This window comes from Azospirillum sp. (genome assembly GCF_035627195.1).
Taxonomy (GTDB): domain Bacteria; phylum Pseudomonadota; class Alphaproteobacteria; order Azospirillales; family Azospirillaceae; genus Azospirillum.
The window spans coordinates 1-15,986 of record NZ_DASPMG010000010.1; the positions used below are offsets into that span (position 1 = coordinate 1).

The 15,986-nt window shown below is 71.2% G+C and carries 20 protein-coding genes; 12 read left to right on the forward strand and 8 right to left on the reverse strand.

Going from position 1 to position 15,986, the window contains the following annotated elements:
* Positions 1 to 291 (reverse strand): metal-dependent hydrolase (locus VED21_RS00635; protein ID WP_324880366.1); only part of this gene is annotated, 291 nt, incomplete at its 3' end.
* A gap of 143 nt (positions 292 to 434) precedes the next feature.
* On the opposite strand from VED21_RS00635, the gene VED21_RS00640 reads away from it, so the two are divergent.
* Positions 435 to 1,049, forward strand: a complete 615-nt coding sequence (locus tag VED21_RS00640; RefSeq protein ID WP_324880367.1) for a TetR/AcrR family transcriptional regulator — start codon at positions 435 to 437, stop codon at positions 1,047 to 1,049.
* 113 nt (positions 1,050 to 1,162) lie between these two features.
* Here the strand turns inward: VED21_RS00640 and VED21_RS00645 are convergent, their stop codons facing one another.
* The gene (locus VED21_RS00645; protein WP_324880368.1) at positions 1,163 to 1,588 is read right to left on the reverse strand and encodes a DUF2000 family protein; all 426 of its coding nucleotides are present in this window, start codon (positions 1,586 to 1,588) and stop codon (positions 1,163 to 1,165) included.
* A gap of 44 nt (positions 1,589 to 1,632) precedes the next feature.
* Positions 1,633 to 2,514: an AraC family transcriptional regulator gene (locus VED21_RS00650; protein WP_324880369.1), complete on the reverse strand. Its 882-nt coding sequence runs from the start codon at positions 2,512 to 2,514 to the stop codon at positions 1,633 to 1,635.
* A gap of 239 nt (positions 2,515 to 2,753) precedes the next feature.
* Between VED21_RS00650 and VED21_RS00655 the strand changes: the two genes are divergently transcribed.
* The 7 genes from VED21_RS00655 to VED21_RS00685 all read left to right on the forward strand — a co-directional run bounded on the left by VED21_RS00655 (position 2,754) and on the right by VED21_RS00685 (position 9,404).
* Positions 2,754 to 3,839, forward strand: a complete 1,086-nt coding sequence (locus tag VED21_RS00655) for a hydrogenase small subunit (RefSeq protein WP_324880370.1) — start codon at positions 2,754 to 2,756, stop codon at positions 3,837 to 3,839.
* Between the two features lie 29 nt (positions 3,840 to 3,868).
* Positions 3,869 to 5,662, forward strand: coding sequence for a nickel-dependent hydrogenase large subunit (locus VED21_RS00660; protein ID WP_324880371.1), 1,794 nt, complete (start codon positions 3,869 to 3,871; stop codon positions 5,660 to 5,662).
* Between the two features lie 22 nt (positions 5,663 to 5,684).
* On the forward strand, positions 5,685 to 6,476 hold the full coding sequence (gene cybH, locus VED21_RS00665) for a Ni/Fe-hydrogenase, b-type cytochrome subunit (RefSeq protein WP_324880372.1): 792 nt from the start codon (positions 5,685 to 5,687) through the stop codon (positions 6,474 to 6,476).
* Positions 6,477 to 6,630: 154 nt separating this feature from the next.
* Positions 6,631 to 7,248: a HyaD/HybD family hydrogenase maturation endopeptidase gene (locus VED21_RS00670; protein ID WP_324880373.1), complete on the forward strand. Its 618-nt coding sequence runs from the start codon at positions 6,631 to 6,633 to the stop codon at positions 7,246 to 7,248.
* A 2-nt stretch (positions 7,249 to 7,250) separates the two neighbouring features.
* Positions 7,251 to 7,637, forward strand: coding sequence for a hypothetical protein (locus VED21_RS00675; protein WP_324880374.1), 387 nt, complete (start codon positions 7,251 to 7,253; stop codon positions 7,635 to 7,637).
* Positions 7,638 to 7,824: 187 nt separating this feature from the next.
* Positions 7,825 to 8,697 carry a hydrogenase expression/formation protein gene (locus VED21_RS00680; protein ID WP_324880375.1) on the forward strand — a complete coding sequence of 291 codons (873 nt, stop codon included), beginning with the start codon at positions 7,825 to 7,827 and terminating at the stop codon, positions 8,695 to 8,697.
* On the forward strand, positions 8,697 to 9,404 hold the full coding sequence (locus tag VED21_RS00685; RefSeq protein ID WP_324880376.1) for a [NiFe]-hydrogenase assembly chaperone HybE: 708 nt from the start codon (positions 8,697 to 8,699) through the stop codon (positions 9,402 to 9,404). Before VED21_RS00680 ends, VED21_RS00685 begins: the two co-directional genes overlap by 1 nt.
* An 8-nt stretch (positions 9,405 to 9,412) precedes the next feature.
* On the opposite strand, the gene VED21_RS00690 is transcribed toward VED21_RS00685, so the two are convergent.
* Positions 9,413 to 10,534: a serine hydrolase gene (locus VED21_RS00690; protein ID WP_324880377.1), complete on the reverse strand. Its 1,122-nt coding sequence runs from the start codon at positions 10,532 to 10,534 to the stop codon at positions 9,413 to 9,415.
* Positions 10,535 to 10,716: 182 nt separating this feature from the next.
* On the opposite strand from VED21_RS00690, the gene VED21_RS00695 reads away from it, so the two are divergent.
* The 3 genes from VED21_RS00695 (at position 10,717) to VED21_RS00705 (ending at position 12,387) form a co-directional block, all read left to right on the forward strand.
* Positions 10,717 to 11,184, forward strand: coding sequence for a flavodoxin family protein (locus VED21_RS00695; protein WP_324880378.1), 468 nt, complete (start codon positions 10,717 to 10,719; stop codon positions 11,182 to 11,184).
* Positions 11,185 to 11,324: 140 nt separating this feature from the next.
* The gene (locus VED21_RS00700) at positions 11,325 to 11,825 is read left to right on the forward strand and encodes a MarR family transcriptional regulator (RefSeq protein WP_324880379.1); all 501 of its coding nucleotides are present in this window, start codon (positions 11,325 to 11,327) and stop codon (positions 11,823 to 11,825) included.
* 97 nt (positions 11,826 to 11,922) lie between these two features.
* Positions 11,923 to 12,387, forward strand: a complete 465-nt coding sequence (locus VED21_RS00705) for a DoxX family protein (protein ID WP_324880380.1) — start codon at positions 11,923 to 11,925, stop codon at positions 12,385 to 12,387.
* A gap of 15 nt (positions 12,388 to 12,402) precedes the next feature.
* Here VED21_RS00705 and VED21_RS00710 read toward each other — a convergent pair whose 3' ends face one another.
* The 3 genes from VED21_RS00710 to VED21_RS00720 all read right to left on the reverse strand — a co-directional run bounded on the left by VED21_RS00710 (position 12,403) and on the right by VED21_RS00720 (position 14,000).
* On the reverse strand, positions 12,403 to 12,840 hold the full coding sequence (locus tag VED21_RS00710; protein ID WP_324880381.1) for a hypothetical protein: 438 nt from the start codon (positions 12,838 to 12,840) through the stop codon (positions 12,403 to 12,405).
* Positions 12,841 to 12,972: 132 nt separating this feature from the next.
* A complete protein-coding gene (locus VED21_RS00715; protein ID WP_324880382.1) occupies positions 12,973 to 13,485 on the reverse strand; it encodes a hypothetical protein in 513 nt (170 codons plus the stop codon).
* Complete coding sequence (locus VED21_RS00720) at positions 13,482 to 14,000, reverse strand: hypothetical protein (RefSeq protein ID WP_324880383.1); 519 nt, start codon at positions 13,998 to 14,000, stop codon at positions 13,482 to 13,484. Before VED21_RS00720 ends, VED21_RS00715 begins: the two co-directional genes overlap by 4 nt.
* 301 nt (positions 14,001 to 14,301) lie before the next feature.
* Here VED21_RS00720 and VED21_RS00725 point away from each other — a divergent pair, with 301 nt between their 5' ends.
* A complete protein-coding gene (locus VED21_RS00725) occupies positions 14,302 to 14,580 on the forward strand; it encodes a hypothetical protein (protein ID WP_324880384.1) in 279 nt (92 codons plus the stop codon).
* A gap of 41 nt (positions 14,581 to 14,621) precedes the next feature.
* On the opposite strand, the gene VED21_RS00730 is transcribed toward VED21_RS00725, so the two are convergent.
* Positions 14,622 to 15,833, reverse strand: a complete 1,212-nt coding sequence (locus VED21_RS00730) for a PQQ-dependent sugar dehydrogenase (protein ID WP_324880385.1) — start codon at positions 15,831 to 15,833, stop codon at positions 14,622 to 14,624.
* Between the last annotated feature and the right edge of the window lie 153 nt (positions 15,834 to 15,986).

A 15,986-nucleotide genomic window follows, 5' to 3' on the forward strand; every position in this document is an offset into this window, starting at 1 on the left:
CACCCGGTTGCGCAGGCCGCGCTGCTCCAGCCGGGCGTTGAAGGCGCGGTGCAGGCCGCTGTGCATCGCCTCCTGCGCGATGAAGCGGCGGGTGTCCTCGCGCAGCTCCGGGTCCTGGACGAGGGGCAGGCCCTCGCGCACGGAATCGATGAAGTACTGCTCGCCCACCGGGAACATCATGGACAGCGCGTTGAACACCTGGGTGCGGAAGGCGTCGCCGCCCAGCCACGCGTCGGGCATCTCCAGGGACGCCACGTCGATCATGGGGCGGCGGACGGTGAGGGTCGGCATGCTTCTTCCTCCCTGGTCTGTGGGCGGGGCGTGTGGACGGGCCGTGTGGACGGAATGACGATACTGAGGGATGCTCGGTTTCCCAACTCGCATTCCCCGGACCCGCCGCCATGTCCGAAACCGATCCGCAACCCGTTGATCCCATGCGAAAAAGGCCGAGCCAGGCGCGCGCGTGGAAGACCGTCCTGACGATTTTCGAGGCGACCGTTCAGATTCTGGATACGGAGGATGAGAAGCGCCTGACCACCAACCGGGTGGCGGAGCGGGCGGGCTTCTCCATCGGCACGCTGTACCAGTACTTTCCCAGCATGGAGTCGATCCTGCTGGCGATGATCGACCTGGAGCGGCGGCGCGTCATGGACCGCCTGGACGCCCTGCTGGCCGAGGCCGAGGCGTCGCAGGCGCACCCGCGCGAGTACCTGCGCCTGTTCATCCGCATCACGGTGGGGGCGTTCGGCACCGGCGACCGGGGCCGGCGCCTGCTGCTGAAGCGCGGGTGGAAGCTGGACCACACCGAACCGGTCATCGCCGCGACGCGCGAGACGACGGAGCGCATCCGCGTGGCGCTGGAACGGCGCAACCACCCGGACTTCCCGCCGCCGTCGCCGGCCGTGCTGTTCGTGGTCAGCCGCGCCGTGCTGGGCGCCGTCCGCGCCGCCGTGCTGGAGGACTCCGGCCTGCCCGGCACGCCGGAGTTCGAGGACGCGCTGGTGCGGATGGCGGAGGGGATGCTGGGCAAGGTTTTGCCCCCTCCCTAACCCTCCCCCGCTGCGCGGTGGAGGGGACTGCCGCCGTCAGCCGACCAACCCTCCACCTCGAAGAGGGGGAGGGTGGCGAGCGTCAGCGAGCCGGGAGGGGGCACGCCGCGCCCCTACCCGTGCAGCGTCAGGCCCTTCGTGGCCTTGTCCACGGCCTTCTTCGCACCGCGTACGGCGAGGCCGACGAGGTCGAGGTTTTCCGGATCGCCGGCGGCGAAGACGGCGCGGTTGGCGGCGTCGTGGCCGGTCTCGAACATCGCCGCGACGTAGGGGATGATGCTCAGGCCGCGCTCCAGCGCCTGCCGGTGCGCGGCCTGCAGGCCGGCGGTGTCGGCGGCGAAGACCAGCATGGGCTGGCCCAGCATGCGGCCGTAGACGCGTCCGGCGGCGTCCACGTAGGGCTCGCCGATCGCCTCGGGCGCGGCGGCGGCGATGCCGGTGGCGAGGAAGGCGGCGACGTTGAGCTTCTGCCAGACGGCGAGGTCCTGGCGGACGATGATGGCGACCTTGGTGTCGAAGGGGGGCGAAACGTCAGGCATGGGCGGGTCTCCTTTTCCCGCCACTGTGGCGCGGGGCGGCGCCGTCAGTCTGGAACGTTCGTGCAGATCCGGCGGTAGGCGGCGGGCGTCATGCCGTAGGCGCGGCGGAACCAGCGGCCCAGGTGGCTCTGGTCGGCGAAGCCCACCTCGGCGGCCGCGGCGGCCGGCGCCTCGCCCGCCGCCAGCAGGCGCCGCGCGGCCTTGAGGCGCAGCCGCACGAGGTAGGCGTGCGGCGACTGGCCGAAGGCGGCGCGGAACACCCGGTTCAGGCGGAAGCGGTCGACGCCGGCCAGGGCCGCCAGCTCGTCCAGGCCGACGTCCTCGGCCATGCGGGCGTGCAGCGCGTCGCGCGCGCGGGCCGCCGCCGGCCCCGGCACGCGGGGGCGGGCGGTGCCGGGGGCAAGCACGTGGCCGGCCAGCCGCGCCGCCAGCGCGTCCAGGCCCAGGTCGCGGGCCAGCCGCCCCTCGGCGCCGTGCACCGCCAGGAAGGCGCCGTGGATCGCCGCCGCGAGGCGTGGGTCGTCCGACAGCGTGTCGCGGAAGCCGATGGCGCCGGAGGTGCCGCCCAGGTCCCGCAGCGCGTCCGCCCGCGCCGCCAGCAGCCGGGCGGGCAGGTAGAGCATGGCATAGGTGAACCCCTCGTCGCGCGGGCTGTGGCCGTCGTGCACCTCGCCGGGTTCGATCAGGATGACGCGGCCGGGCGTGCTGGTGTGCAGGCGGCGGCGGCAGCGGAACTCCTGCACGCCCTGCTCGGTGATGCCGACCAGCACGTCGTCGTGGTCGTGCGGGTCGTAGGCGTGCCCCTTGAAGTGGGCGCGGATGGTCTCGATCCCGGTCTCGGCGTCGCGGCGAATGGAAACCCAATCACCGGCAGGTGAGGCGTGCGCCATGGGCTTGTCCCTGGTCAGCTTCGGCCGTTCGTGCACGGGGGATCGTACCGGTTGCCGGCCGGGCTGGGAAGCGGCGGCGCGCCGTCTAGCGCTGGCAACGCGCTTGCCAGTGCGCCGGCAACTCTGCCAGCCGAATCCCCACAGTTCGTGTGGCCAAACGTCGCAACACGTTGAACGGCTTACACACCGTCGGTCGGCACAATTGTTGCTGTTCGGTTGCCATCGAGGAACGAACGCGCCACGACGGGCGCGACGGCACGGGAGAGGAAACGCCCATGGCGACAACGGAAACCTTCTACGATGTCATCCGCCGGCAGGGGATCAGCCGGCGCAGCTTCCTGAAATTCTGCTCGCTCTCCGCCGCCGCGCTGGGCCTGGGTCCGGCCTTCGCCCCGAAGATCGCGCACGCGATGGAGACGAAGCCGCGCATCCCCGTGCTGTGGCTGCATGGGCTTGAGTGCACCTGCTGCTCGGAAAGCTTCATCCGCTCCGCGCACCCGCTGGTGAAGGACGTCGTGCTGTCGATGATCTCGCTCGACTACGACGACACCATCATGGCGTCCGCCGGCCATCAGGCCGAAGCGATCCTGGAAGAGATCCGCCACACCCACAAGGGCCGCTACATCGCCGCCATCGAGGGCAACCCGCCGCTCAATGACGACGGCATGTACTGCATCATCGGCGGCCGGCCGTTCGTCGAGCAGCTGAAAGAGGTCTGCAACGACGCGATGGCGGTGATCTCCTGGGGTTCCTGCGCGTCGTGGGGCTGCGTGCAGGCGGCCAAGCCCAACCCGACGCAGGCTACGCCGGTGGACAAGGTCATCACCGGCAAGCCGATCATCAAGGTGCCGGGCTGCCCGCCCATCGCCGAGGTGATGACCGGCGTCATCACCTACATCCTCACCTTCGACCAGATGCCGGAGCTGGACCGCCAGGGCCGCCCGAAGATGTTCTACAGCCAGCGCATCCACGACAAGTGCTACCGCCGCCCGCACTTCGACGCCGGCCAGTTCGTGGAGAGCTGGGACGACGAGGGGGCGCGCAAGGGCTATTGCCTCTACAAGATGGGCTGCAAGGGCCCGACCACCTACAACGCCTGTTCCACCGTGCGCTGGAACGAGGGCACCTCCTTCCCCATCCAGGCGGGCCACGGCTGCATCGGCTGTTCCGAGGACGGCTTCTGGGACAAGGGGCCGTTCTACAACCGCCTGACCGACATCAAGCAGTTCGGCATCGAATCCAACGCCGACGTGGTCGGCGGCACGGCGGCGGCCGTGGTGGGGGCCGCGGTCGCGGCGCACGCGGCGGCCAGCGCCGTCAAGCGCGCCCGGCACAAGCCCGGCAGCACCGACAACCGCTGAGCGTCCGCAGGGAAGAGGAAACGTCCGTCATGACCGCCATCACCACGCCGAACGGCTTCAACCTCGACAACAGCGGCAAGCGCGTCGTCGTCGACCCCGTGACCCGCATCGAGGGCCACATGCGCGTCGAGGTGAACCTCGACAGCCAGAACATCATCCGCAACGCGGTGTCCACCGGCACCATGTGGCGCGGCCTGGAAGTGATCCTGAAGGGCCGCGACCCGCGCGACGCCTGGGCCTTCACCGAGCGCATCTGCGGCGTGTGCACCGGCACGCACGCGCTGACCTCGGTCCGCGCGGTCGAGGACGCGCTGAAGATCCAGATCCCGGACAACGCGAACTCCATCCGCAACATCATGCAGCTGACGCTGCAGGTGCACGACCACATCGTCCACTTCTACCACCTGCACGCGCTGGACTGGGTGGACGTGGTCTCGGCGCTGAAGGCCGACGCCAAGGCGACGTCGGAGCTGGCGCAGTCCATCTCCTCCTGGCCGCTGTCGTCGCCGGGGTACTTCCGCGATTTGCAGACGCGGCTGAAGAAGTTCGTGGAATCCGGGCAGCTGGGGCCGTTCAAGAACGGCTACTGGGGCCACCCCGGCTACGCCCTGCCGCCGGAAGCCAACCTGATGGCGGTGGCGCACTATCTGGAGGCGCTCGACTTCCAGAAGGAGATCGTCAAGATCCACGCCGTCTACGGCGGCAAGAACCCGCACCCGAACTGGCTGGTCGGCGGCGTGCCGTGCCCGATCAACCTGAACTCGACGGGCAGCGTCGGCGCCATCAACATGACGCAGCTGAACCTCGTCACCGACATCATCAACCGCTGCATCGAGTTCACGGAACAGGTCTACATCCCCGACCTGATGGCCATCGCGTCGTTCTACAAGGGCTGGCTGTACGGCGGCGGGCTGTCGTCGAAGTCGGTGCTGTCGTACGGCGACATCCCGGACGTGGCCAACGACTATTCGTCGAAGAACCTGATGCTGCCGCGCGGCGCCATCATCAACGGCAAGCTGTCCGAGGTGCACGAGGTCGACCTGACCAACCCGAACGAGGTGCAGGAGTTCGTCCCGCACTCCTGGTACACCTACCCGGACGAGAAGAAGGGCCTGCACCCCTGGGACGGCATCACCCAGGCCAAGTACGAGCTGGGCCCCAAGTCCAAGGGCACCCGGACCCGCATCGAGGAGCTGGACGAAGCCGGCAAGTATTCCTGGATCAAGGCGCCGCGCTGGAAGGGCCACGCCATGGAGGTGGGTCCGCTGGCCCGCTACATCATCGGCTACGCCAAGGGCATCCCGGAGTTCAAGGAGCCGGTCGAGAAGTCGCTGAAGGCGCTGGACGTGCCGGTGGACGCGCTGTTCTCCACGCTGGGCCGCACGCTGGCGCGCGGGCTGGAGTGCGAATGGGCCGCGCACAAGCTGAAGTACTTCCAGGACAAGCTGGTGGCGCGCATCAAGGCGGGCGACAGCACCACCGCCAACACCGCCAGCTGGGACCCGTCGACCTGGCCGAAGGAGTGCAAGGGCGTCGGCTTCACCGAGGCGCCGCGCGGGGCCCTTGGCCACTGGATCCGCATCAAGGATACCAAGATCGACAACTACCAGGCGGTCGTCCCCACCACCTGGAACGGCAGCCCGCGCGACAACCAGGGCAACATCGGCGCCTTCGAGGCGGCGCTGATGAACACGCCGATGCAGGTGCCCGACCAGCCGCTAGAGATCCTGCGCACGCTGCACAGCTTCGACCCGTGCCTGGCGTGCTCCACCCACGTCCTGTCGCCCGAGGGTCAGGAGATGACCCGGGTGCAGGTGCGCTGAACCGCATGGGGAGGACCGCGCCATGACCGTACTGACACCGGAAGAGGAAGCGCGGCTCGGCAGCGCCGACCGCGTCGTCCTGCCGCCGCGCCGCGGCGAGCCGGACATCAGCGACCTGACCCGCGAGGATGCCGCCCACCTGACGCGGCAGACGGCGATCTACGTCTACGAGGCCCCGGTGCGCCTGTGGCACTGGGCGAACGCGCTGGCCATCGTCGTGCTGGTGGTGACCGGCTACTTCATCGGCGTGCCGCCGCCGACCATGCCGGGCGAGGCGATCGACAACTACCTGTTCGGCTACATCCGCTTCGCCCACTTCGCCGCCGGCCAGTTCATGGCGGTGGCGTTCCTGGGCCGCGTCTACTGGGCGCTGGTCGGCAACCACCACGCCCGGCAGATGTTCTACATCCCGTTCTGGCGCGGCCGCTTCTGGGCGGAGGTGCTGTTCGAGGCGAAGTGGTATTCGTTCCTCACCCCCGATCCCAAGAAGTACATCGGGCACAACCCGCTGGCGCAGCTGGCGATGTTCTCGATGTTCACGCTGGGCGGCATCTTCATGATCTGCACCGGCTTCGCGCTGTACGCCGAGGGCACGGGGCTGGATTCCTGGCAGCACGCGCTGTTCGGCTGGGTCATTGACCTGGCGGGCAACACGCAGAACCTGCACACGGTGCACCGGCTGGGCATGTGGGCGATGGTGATCTTCGTCACCGTCCACGTCTACGCCGCCATCCGCGAGGACATCATGAGCCGGCAGACGATGATCAGCACCATCGTCGGCGGCTGGCGCATGTTCAAGGACAACCGGCGGTGAACCGCATAGCCCTTCTCCCCTTGAGGGAGAAGGGTTGGGATGAGGGGTCGTTACCGGCGGATGCCGGGAAAAGAACCTCTCTTCCGGCTTCGCCGTAACCACCCTCTCCCCAACCCCTCTCCCGTCAAGGGAGAGGGGCCTTAGGAGATCGACCATGACCGAAGAATCCTGCGACGTTCTCGTGCTCGGCATCGGCAACATCCTGTGGGCCGACGAGGGGTTCGGGGTGCGCTGCGTTGAGGAGCTGGACCGCCGCTGGGCGTTCCCGGCCGGTGTCCGCGTGATGGACGGCGGCACCCAGGGCCTCTACCTCGTGCACGACGTGCGCGCCGCGAAGCGCCTGATCGTCTTCGACGCCATCGACTACGGCGAGGAGCCGGGGACGCTGAAGCTGGTGCGCGACGGCGAGGTGCCGAAGTTCACCGGCGCCAAGAAGATGAGCCTGCACCAGACCGGCTTCCAGGACGTGCTGTCCGCCGCCGACCTGCTGGGCGGGGCGCCGGCCGAGATGCTGCTGATCGGCGTCCAGGCCGAGGTGCTGGAGGACTACGGCGGCAGCCTGACCGACAGCGTGCGCGCCCAGGTGGAGCCGGCGCTGCGCGTGGCGCTGGACCAGCTCGCCGCCTGGGGCTTCCCGGCCGAGGAGCGCACGGCCCCGGCCGAGGGCGTGCTGCACGGCAGCCTCAGCCTGTCCCATTACGAGGGCGGCCGCCCGTCCGCCGAGGACGCCTGCCGCATCGGCGACGCCCGCTTCCTCCCTTCCGGAGCGTGACCATGAGCCTTCCGCTGATCGACCAGCTGTGCACCACCGGCGGCTGCGTGCCCGTCACCCCCGACGACGCCGACGCCTTCCTGGCGCCGGGCGGGATGACGGTCCTGTTCTTCACCGGCGACACCGCGCAGCGCCCGGAAAGCTTCGACGTCGCCGTCATCCTGCGCGAGCTGATCGGCGCCTTCCCCGGCCGATTCCGCACCGGCGTCGTCGGCCGCGAGGCCGGCGAGGTGCTGAAGAAGCGCTGGAACGTCGTCGTCTTCCCCGCACTCGTCGTGCTGCGCGACGGTGCCGCCGTCGACATCATCGCCCGCGTCCAGGACTGGACCGTCTATGTCGAGCGGCTGCGCGCCGCCCTGGACGGCGCCCCCAGCCTCGCCACGCATTGACCGCTAAAGCCCCTCTCCCCTGGAGGGAGAGGGGTTGGGGTGAGGGGGACTACGGCCGGCAGGCCGGAAAAGAGACTCTTTATCCCGGCTGCCGCCGGTAATGACCCCTCATCCCAACCCTTCTCCCTCAAGGGGAGAAGGGCTCAAAAGCGAAACGCAAACCGCTCTGACTGGAAGGAACGCCTCCATGGAACGGCCCAACCCGATGAAGTGGCTTGATGAGGAGGCGCCGACGGCGGCCTTCCTCGGCAACGCCTGCGATACCGGCGGCTCCGTTGGTCTTGATTTGCTGGGGCTGCCGGCCGGTGTGGCGACGCGCGGCCTCGCCGCCCTGCCGGAGGTCGGCGACGAAGCCGCCCCGGTGCAGACCCTGCTGCGCGCGGTGCTGGCGACGCTGGAGGGCTACCGCGCCGCCGACGCGCCGGTGTCCTTCGACGCCGGGCACCTGGACGACGCCAACCGCACGCTGCTCGACCAGACGCTGGGCGAGGGGGAGGTGTCGATCCTCGTCACCGGTGCGGCCGAGTACCAGATCCAGGAATCGACGCTGACCGGCGTGTGGCGCATCCGCACCTCCGACCCCGCCACCGGCAAGCGCCTGGGCGACCACGTGGAGGTGGCCGAGGTGCCGGCGCTGGTGCGCGCGGCGGCCGAGCGCGCCACCACCGCCGACATCCCCATCGGCGAGCCGCCGCCGGGTGCGATGAACGTGCTGCCGGTGCTGGCCGAGGTGCGCGACCGCGCCGCCACCTACGTGCCCGGCACGCCCAACCACGTGATCAGCTTCACCCTGCTGCCGATGAACCCGGTGGACTTGGAGGCGCTGCAGGCCACGCTGGGCACCGGGCCGGTGCTGGCGCTGTCGCGCGGCTACAGCTCCTGCCGGGTGGTGCTGACGGCGCGCCGCAACGTGTGGAGCGTGCAGTACATGAACGCCCAGGACAAGGTGGTGCTGGACACGCTGGAGGTCGGCGACGTGCCGCTGGCCGTGCGCGCCGCCGACGAGGACTTCGCGGACTCCGCGCTGCGCCTGAAGGAGATCCTGGAGGCCTATTACTGATGGGCCGCATCCTGTTCGAGGGCGTGCCCGTGCCGGACGATGCCCGCATGGAATGCGGCATCTGCTGGCACGTGTACGACCCGGCCGAGGGCGACCCGGTCTGGCAGGTGCCGGCCGGCACGCCCTTCACGGCACTTCCCGACGGCTGGAGCTGCCCCAACTGCGACGCTCCTCCCGACAAGTTCATGGTGCTGGGCGCCACCGCCGGCGCGGTCGATCCCATGGCGGCGCGCGTCGCGGCGCTGGGGGCCGCCTACCGGGCGGCGGCGGAGGGCGGCATGAAGGACGTGCCGATCTGCAACGCGGCGCTGCGCGTCGAGACGGTGGGCTTCCAGCCCTTCGGGGACGACGCGTGGCTGGGCATCGTGGTGACGCCCTGGTGCATGAACGCCGTGCTGCTGCCGCGCGACCCGGCGGCCTGGGCGGACCTGGCCGGCGGCGCCACGGTGGCGCGCGTCCTGCCGTCGGGCGAGTACGACTTCCTCGCCGGGCGGCTGGAGGGGGTGGGGCCGCTGCTCAGCCTGTCGCTGTTCTCCCCCATGGACGAATTCGCCGAGCACGCGGTCGCCGTGCTGACGGCGCAGGCGTGCCTGGACGAACTCCTGAAGGCGGAGGAGGAGGCGGCGCCCGAACCGGCACCGCCGCCGGCCCCGCCGCCCGGGCCGCCGCCATCCCGGCGCCAGATGCTGTTCGGCCGGGGCGCCTGACGGGGCGGTCACGCCTTTTGCAGGTTGGGCAGCACGATTTCCCGCCACACGCGGGTGGGCGTGACCCAGTGGTCGGGGGCGTTGTAGGCACCGCACAGGATGACGACGGCCAGCCCGGCCGAGGGCATCAGCCACAGCCGCTGGCCGCCGTTGCCGAAGCCGCTGGCCCACATCTGCGGCGGCCCCGGCATGGCCGGCACCGGCTCCCGCCCCAGGAACCACTGCCGGCCATAGCGCAGGCCGTCGCCGGTCGGGACCGCGGGGGTGAAGGAGGCGTCCAGCCACGCCTTCGGCACGATCGCCCGGCCATCCAGTTCCCCGCTGCGCAGGCGGCCACCGTTCAGGATCAGCTCGCCGATGCGGGCGAGGTCGCGCGGCGTGAGGCGCAGCCCGGACGCGGCGGACGCGATGCCGTCGCGCCCCGAGGCCCATTCGAACCGCCCGATCCCCAGCGGCTCGAACAGCGCCTCGCGGGCGAAGTCGGGCAGGGGGCGCCCGGCGCCCTTGGCGATCAGCCCGCCCAGCAGCGCCGTCGCCCCGCCGCAATAGGTCCAGCGCGTGCCGGGTTCCGCCGCCACCGGGCGCTCCAGGACGTAGCGGTAGCGGTTGGGCGCCGATTCCATGGCGATCTCGCTGTTCGCCGGGCTGGTGTAGGGGAGGTCCTCGTTCCATTCCAGGCCAAGCGTCATGGTCAGCGCGTGGGCGACGGTGAGGCGCGCGCGGGCCGGGTCGGCGGCGAGGTCCGGGTACTGCGGGAACTGCGCCAGCAGCGGCGCCTCGGGCGGCGGCACGAGGCCGCGCTCCAGCGCGATGCCGTAGAGCAGGCCGACGATGCTCTTGGTCACCGAGCGCAGGTCGTGCAGCGTGTCCGGTCCCATGGCGACGGTGCCGAGCGGGCGGCCCCAGCTCTCGTCCGGGCCGTCGAAGTAGCGCTCCAGCGCCAGCCGGCCGGCGCGCAGCACCAGCACGGCGTGCAGGTTGCGCAGCAGGCCGGAGCGCACGCCGGCCTCCAGCCGCTCGCCCAGGTCGGCGGAGAAGCCGGCGTCCTGCGGGCTGGCGGCGGATGCGAACGGGCCGGCGGCCGGATCGGCCGGCAGGCCGGCCATGGAGAAGGAGGGCTGCATGCTCATGGCTCCGATCCCCCACAATACGGCGCGGCGGCCGAGTGCCAACATCGGGTCACCTCATTGTTCGCGCCAGGGTAGCCGGGCCGCGGGATGAAATCAAATTTCGGCGAGTGCGACCGATCGTAACCGCCGGGGCGCCGGGAAAACGGTGGCGCCGCGCCGGATTCCCTGCGAGACTCCGGTGCATGACCGGGAAACGCCTGCTCGTCGTCGCCCACTGTCCGTCGCCCAACACGCAGGCGTTGCGCGACGCGGTGGTGCGCGGCGCCCGCTCGGACGAGGTGGAGGGGGTGGAGGTCGTGGCGGTGGCGCCGCTGGACGCCGGACCCGACGACGTGCTGGCGGCGCAGGCGGTGATCCTCGGCACGCCGGAGAACCTGGGGTACATGAGCGGCGCGCTCAAGGACTTCTTCGACCGCGTCTACTACCCCTGCCTGGAGCGCACGCAGGGGATGCCCTATGCGCTGTACGTGCGCGCCGGGCACGACGGCACGGGCACGCGCCGCGCGGTGGAGACCATCACAACGGGCCTGCGCTGGCGCGCGGTGCAGGAACCGCTGATCCTGCGCGGCGCCTTCCGCGACGACTTCGTGCCGCGGTGCGAGGAGTTGGGCCTCGCCATGGCCGCCGGGCTGGAGGCGGGCATCTTCTGAGCACGCGGGTTCTGAGCACATGGGTTCTGAGCACATGGGGAGGAGCGGCGAAGCGACACAGCCGGGCCCCTGAACTTGCTCGCCTGTCATATAACTGTTATACCGGATGATACTTGCCGTTGTACGGGAGACCGGTACGCATGGATTCCGCCGCCATGACCGACGAGGACGAGGGGCGCCCCAACGGGCGCGGACGCGGCAAGCGCGCGACGCTGTCCTATGGACTGCTGCCGGGGCTGGTCGGCTACACGCTGCGCAAGGCGCAGGCCGCCGTGTTCGAGGATTTCCAGAAGGCGGTGGCGCCGCACGACATCACGCCCGGCCAGTTCGGCGTGCTGATCCGCATCCGCGAGAACGCCGGGCTCAGCCAATCGGCGCTGGGCACGGCGATCGGCATCGACCGCTCCACCATGGTGGCGGTGATCGACCGGCTGGAGTCGCGCGGCCTCGTCGTGCGCGCCCCGGCGGCGAACGACCGCCGCTCCTACGCGCTGAAGCTGTCGGACGCCGGCCTGGCCTTGCTGGACGAGCTGATCCCCAGGATCCAGGAGCACGAGCGGTCGCTGTTCGGCGATTTCTCCGACGAGGAGCGGGCGCGCTTCATCGACCTGCTGCGCCGGGTCGGCAAGAAAGCCGCCTGAACGCCGCCTGAACGCCGTGGCCGGAACGGCGGGGGGTGGCGCCGTGTTGAGGCGGTGACCGGGAGTCCGGTTCCCGGCCTTGCGCGGGAGACCACCGATGGCGAGCTACGGCAAGCGTTCCTCCGACGCCGCGTCCTGGGAGGCGCGCCCGACGACGGGATGGCAGGACCTGCTGCTTCTGCTGGCCCGCGTCCTGCTGGGCGCCATCTTCGTGGAGAGCGGGTTCGGCAAGCTGACCAACCTCGCCGGATTCGCCGCCGGGCTGGAGGGCATGGGGGTGCCCATGCCGATGGTGGCCGGCGCCGTCGGCGCGGCGGTGGAGTTCTTCGGCGGCCTCGCCATCGTGCTGGGCGCCTGGACGGCACTGGCGGCGATCCTGGTGGCGGGGTTCACCGTGGCGGCCACGCTGCTGGCGCACCGTTTCTGGGACGTGCCGGCCGAACAGCAGCGCATGCAGCACATCCAGTTCATGAAGAACCTCGCCATCATCGGCGGGCTGCTGGCGCTGGTCGCGGCCGGCGCCGGGCGCTGGAGCGTGGACGGGGTCCGGCGGCGGCGCTGAATCATTTTGTCTGGGTCACCCCGTGCGGGTCACCCTGTGCTGGGTGTGCGCCAGGGGTTCGACGCCGCGCAGGACCCATTCGTAGGCGGCGTGCGTCACGCCGATCCCGACGTCCTCGGCCACCAGGATGCGCGTGGTGCCGCCGAGCCCCGCCGCCGCGAGCGCCGCGGCGAAGGCGTCCGCGTCCGGCCGGCTGGTCACGACGGTGGCGGCGCGGCCGTTGCCCAGCTGCCGGGCGAGGTGCATGTAGGCCATCAGCCGTTCGCCCTCCATCTCGGCCAGCCGCGCGCCCTGCAGGTCGGCGATGGCGCCCCAGCCCGGCTCCCGCGTGCACAGGACCTGGCAGGCGCGTTCGAAGAGGACGGCGAATTCGTCGCGCTCGCCGCGCTCCAACGGACGGCGCACCGCGAGGTACAGCCCCCAGGGCCGCAACGCCACGGTGAACGCATCCATGCCGCCCTCTCCCCTTACCTTCGCCATAGCAGGTTCGGGGCAGGATAGGGTGCGGCGCGGCGGCGAGTCCATATCCTTGCATGCATGATCCTTGCGTGCATGTGCCGCGCACGCGTTCGCCGGCCGGGGCGGTCAGTGCACGGCGCGGCTCGACGGCGCCCAGGCCGAGGCCGGGCGGGCGACGGCCGCCGCCAGCTCCCGCGCGCGGCGGTCGGGCAGGGCGATGCCGCAGGCAAGCAGGCCGTTGGCCAGACCGCGCAGGTCGCCGCCCACGAGGCGCGCGGCCGCCGCCGGCAGCAGCCGGCGGGTGAGGAACAGCGCGGCCGTGCCCTCGCCGTGCTGGTGCAGGGCCAGCACGTCGAGCAGCGTGCGCTCGTCGTCGCCGATGGCCGGGCATTCCGGGCTGTGGAAGGCGAGGGGGCGCGCCGTCATGATCTGGAACAGCGTGACGTCGAGCAGCGGGATGACGGCGTCGGCCATGACGGTGGCGAACGCCGTCTCGATGATGCCGAGCACCGGCGCGCAGCGGTGGGCGCCGGCCACCCAGACCCGCATGCCCCACAGGAGGAGGCGCTCCTCGCGGGTCAGGTCGGCCAGCGCGGCGGTGCCGGCGACGGTGGTGCTGGCGGCGGGAGGCGTCATCACGGCAGCCCTCCGCCGCGGCGGGCGCGGGGCGGCGCGTCGGCGGCCGGGGCCGGGCGGGGGGCCGACACGGCGGCGCCCGGCAACCGCAGGCCGGCGCCTGCGAGTGCCCGCGCGAAGCCGCGGCAGGCCGGGCGGAAGGCCCGGCAGGCGTCGGCCGTCAGCATGCCGCGCAGGACCAGCGCCCCGTCGACGGCCCCTTCGGCCTGCGCCAGCTCCACCGCGCGCAGCAGCAGCCCTTCATCATCCGACAGGGCCGGGATGGCGACGGGGGTGAAGCGCACCGGGCGGCGTGCGCCATCGGCCACCACGCGCATCAGGCGGTCGAGCAGGGGAATGGCCGGGACGGCGTCGACGCTTTCGAACGCCACGCGGATCTGCGGCGCCGCGTCGGGATCGCCGGTGAAGGCGGCCAGCCAGAGGCGGACGGTCCAGACGGTGAACCGCTCGGGAAAGGTCAGCGCCTCCCACCGGGCGGTGTCGAAGGCGGGGGCATCGCCGATGCGGGCGTCAGTCATGGGCAGGACCTTTCCGGCTGCCGAGCCCCCGCTTTGTGACCTCTGTGGGGCCGGATAGTGCGAATGCGAATTACTCGCAATTAGTAGCGCAGAGCCGGCGCCGCGGCAAGCGCTATTCCGCTTGCCCTTCCGTAGAGGACGGATGGACGGAAGTCGGCCGGCATAGGCATGGCCCCCGTCCAACGGAAGGGGTGGGGGCTAACCAACGCGCTGTCGACGCGGAGCGTGCGGAGAGTCATCCTGCGCGCAACCAATACGGCAGCCGCACGGCAATCAGGACCAACGATCCCGGGAGGATCCCATGCCCACCCACGCCGACACGCACACCGCCGCCGCCCGCCCGCGCGTCACCGACACGACCATCGCGCAGCTGGCCGAATCCATCGCCCGCGCCGCCTCGCGGGAGCGGGTGGAGGGGGTTCTGCTCGCCGCCTACCTGCGCCACCTCTACGGCGGCCCCGATCCGGAGGTCGCGCACGAGGTGGGCATGCGGCATCTGGCCAAGGTCAACGCCCGCCTGCGCAACCGCGGCCTGCCGGCCGTCGCCTACGACGAGCACTGCTTCCGCTTCCTGAGCTGAGGGGACGCGGAAGGCCGGGCCCCGCGGCTCAGCCCTGCGGGTCATCCCTGCGGGGCCACGCGCAGGATGGCGCCGTCGGCCTCGTCGGTGAGGAGGTAGAGGGCGCCGTCTGGGCCCTGGCGCACGTCGCGGACGCGCTTGCCCATCTCGCCCAGCAGCCGTTCCTCGCGCACCACGCGCGTGCCGTCCAGTTCCAGGCGCACCAGCCCACGGCTGACGAGGCCGCCGTTGAACAGGCTGCCCTTCCAGCCGGGCACGGCGTCGGCGGTGTAGAACGCCATGCCGGACGCGCCGATCACCGGCGTCCAGTGCTGGACCGGCTCTTCCATGCCCGAAGCGCTCTGCTTGCCGGTGCCGACCGGCGTGCCGTCGTAGTTCACCCCGTACGACACCACCGGCCAACCGTAGTTCTTCCCCGGCTGCGGCACGTTGACCTCGTCGCCGCCCTTCGGCCCATGCTCGTTCATCCACAAGGCGCCGGTCTGCGGGTGGAGGGCCGCACCCTGGCTGTTGCGGTGGCCGTAGGACCAGATCTCCGGCCGCGCGCCGCGCTGGTTGACAAAGGGGTTGTCGGGCGGGACCGATCCGTCGGTGCGGATGCGGATCACCTTGCCGAGGTGGGAGCCGAGGTCCTGCGCCTGCCCGCGGAACTCGTCCTTCGAGCGCTCGCCCAGCGTGATGAACAGGTTGCCGCGCCCGTCGAACACGAGGCGGGAGCCGAAGTGCAGCGTGCTGGGCAGCTTGGGCTTCTGGGAGAAGATCACCTTCGTGCCGGTGAGCGCCCGGCCGTCGGCGCTGAGCGCCCCGCGCGCCACGGCGGTGGAGTTCCGGCCGTCCTCGCCCGGTTCGGCGTAGCTGAGGTAGACGAGGCGGTTGCGCGCGAAGTCCGGATCCAGCGCCACGTCGAGCAACCCGCCCTGGCCGCGCGCGTCGACCCTGGGCACGCCCTGCAGCGGCTCGGACTTGGCGCGGTCGGGGGCGCCATCGGGGGTGACGAGGCGCAGGGTGCCCTTCTTCTCGGTCACCAGCATGCGCCCGTCGGGCAGGAAGGCGAGGCCCCAGGGACGCTCCAGCCCGCCGGCGACGGTGGTCACCCGGACGGTGGCCTTCTCGGTCTGGAAGACTTGGCCGCCGGCCCCGCCACCGGCGCCAGTGCTGGTGCCGGGGCCGGCGGCGCCCGTACCGGCGCAGGCCGTGGCGGCGGTGGCCATCATGGCCAGTTGGATCCAGGCTGCGAAACGGGCGGTGCGCATGCGCTCGGCTCTCCCTTCCATGACGACAGCAAGAAGATGCCGTCGCGCCGCCGCCGTTCAAGGGCGTCCTTACGGAGGGGGATCGGCCCGGAGAGGATCCGCTTCGGCGGGCTTTGGTTCATCACGAAGCAACAAAGGCAACCAAGAACACAA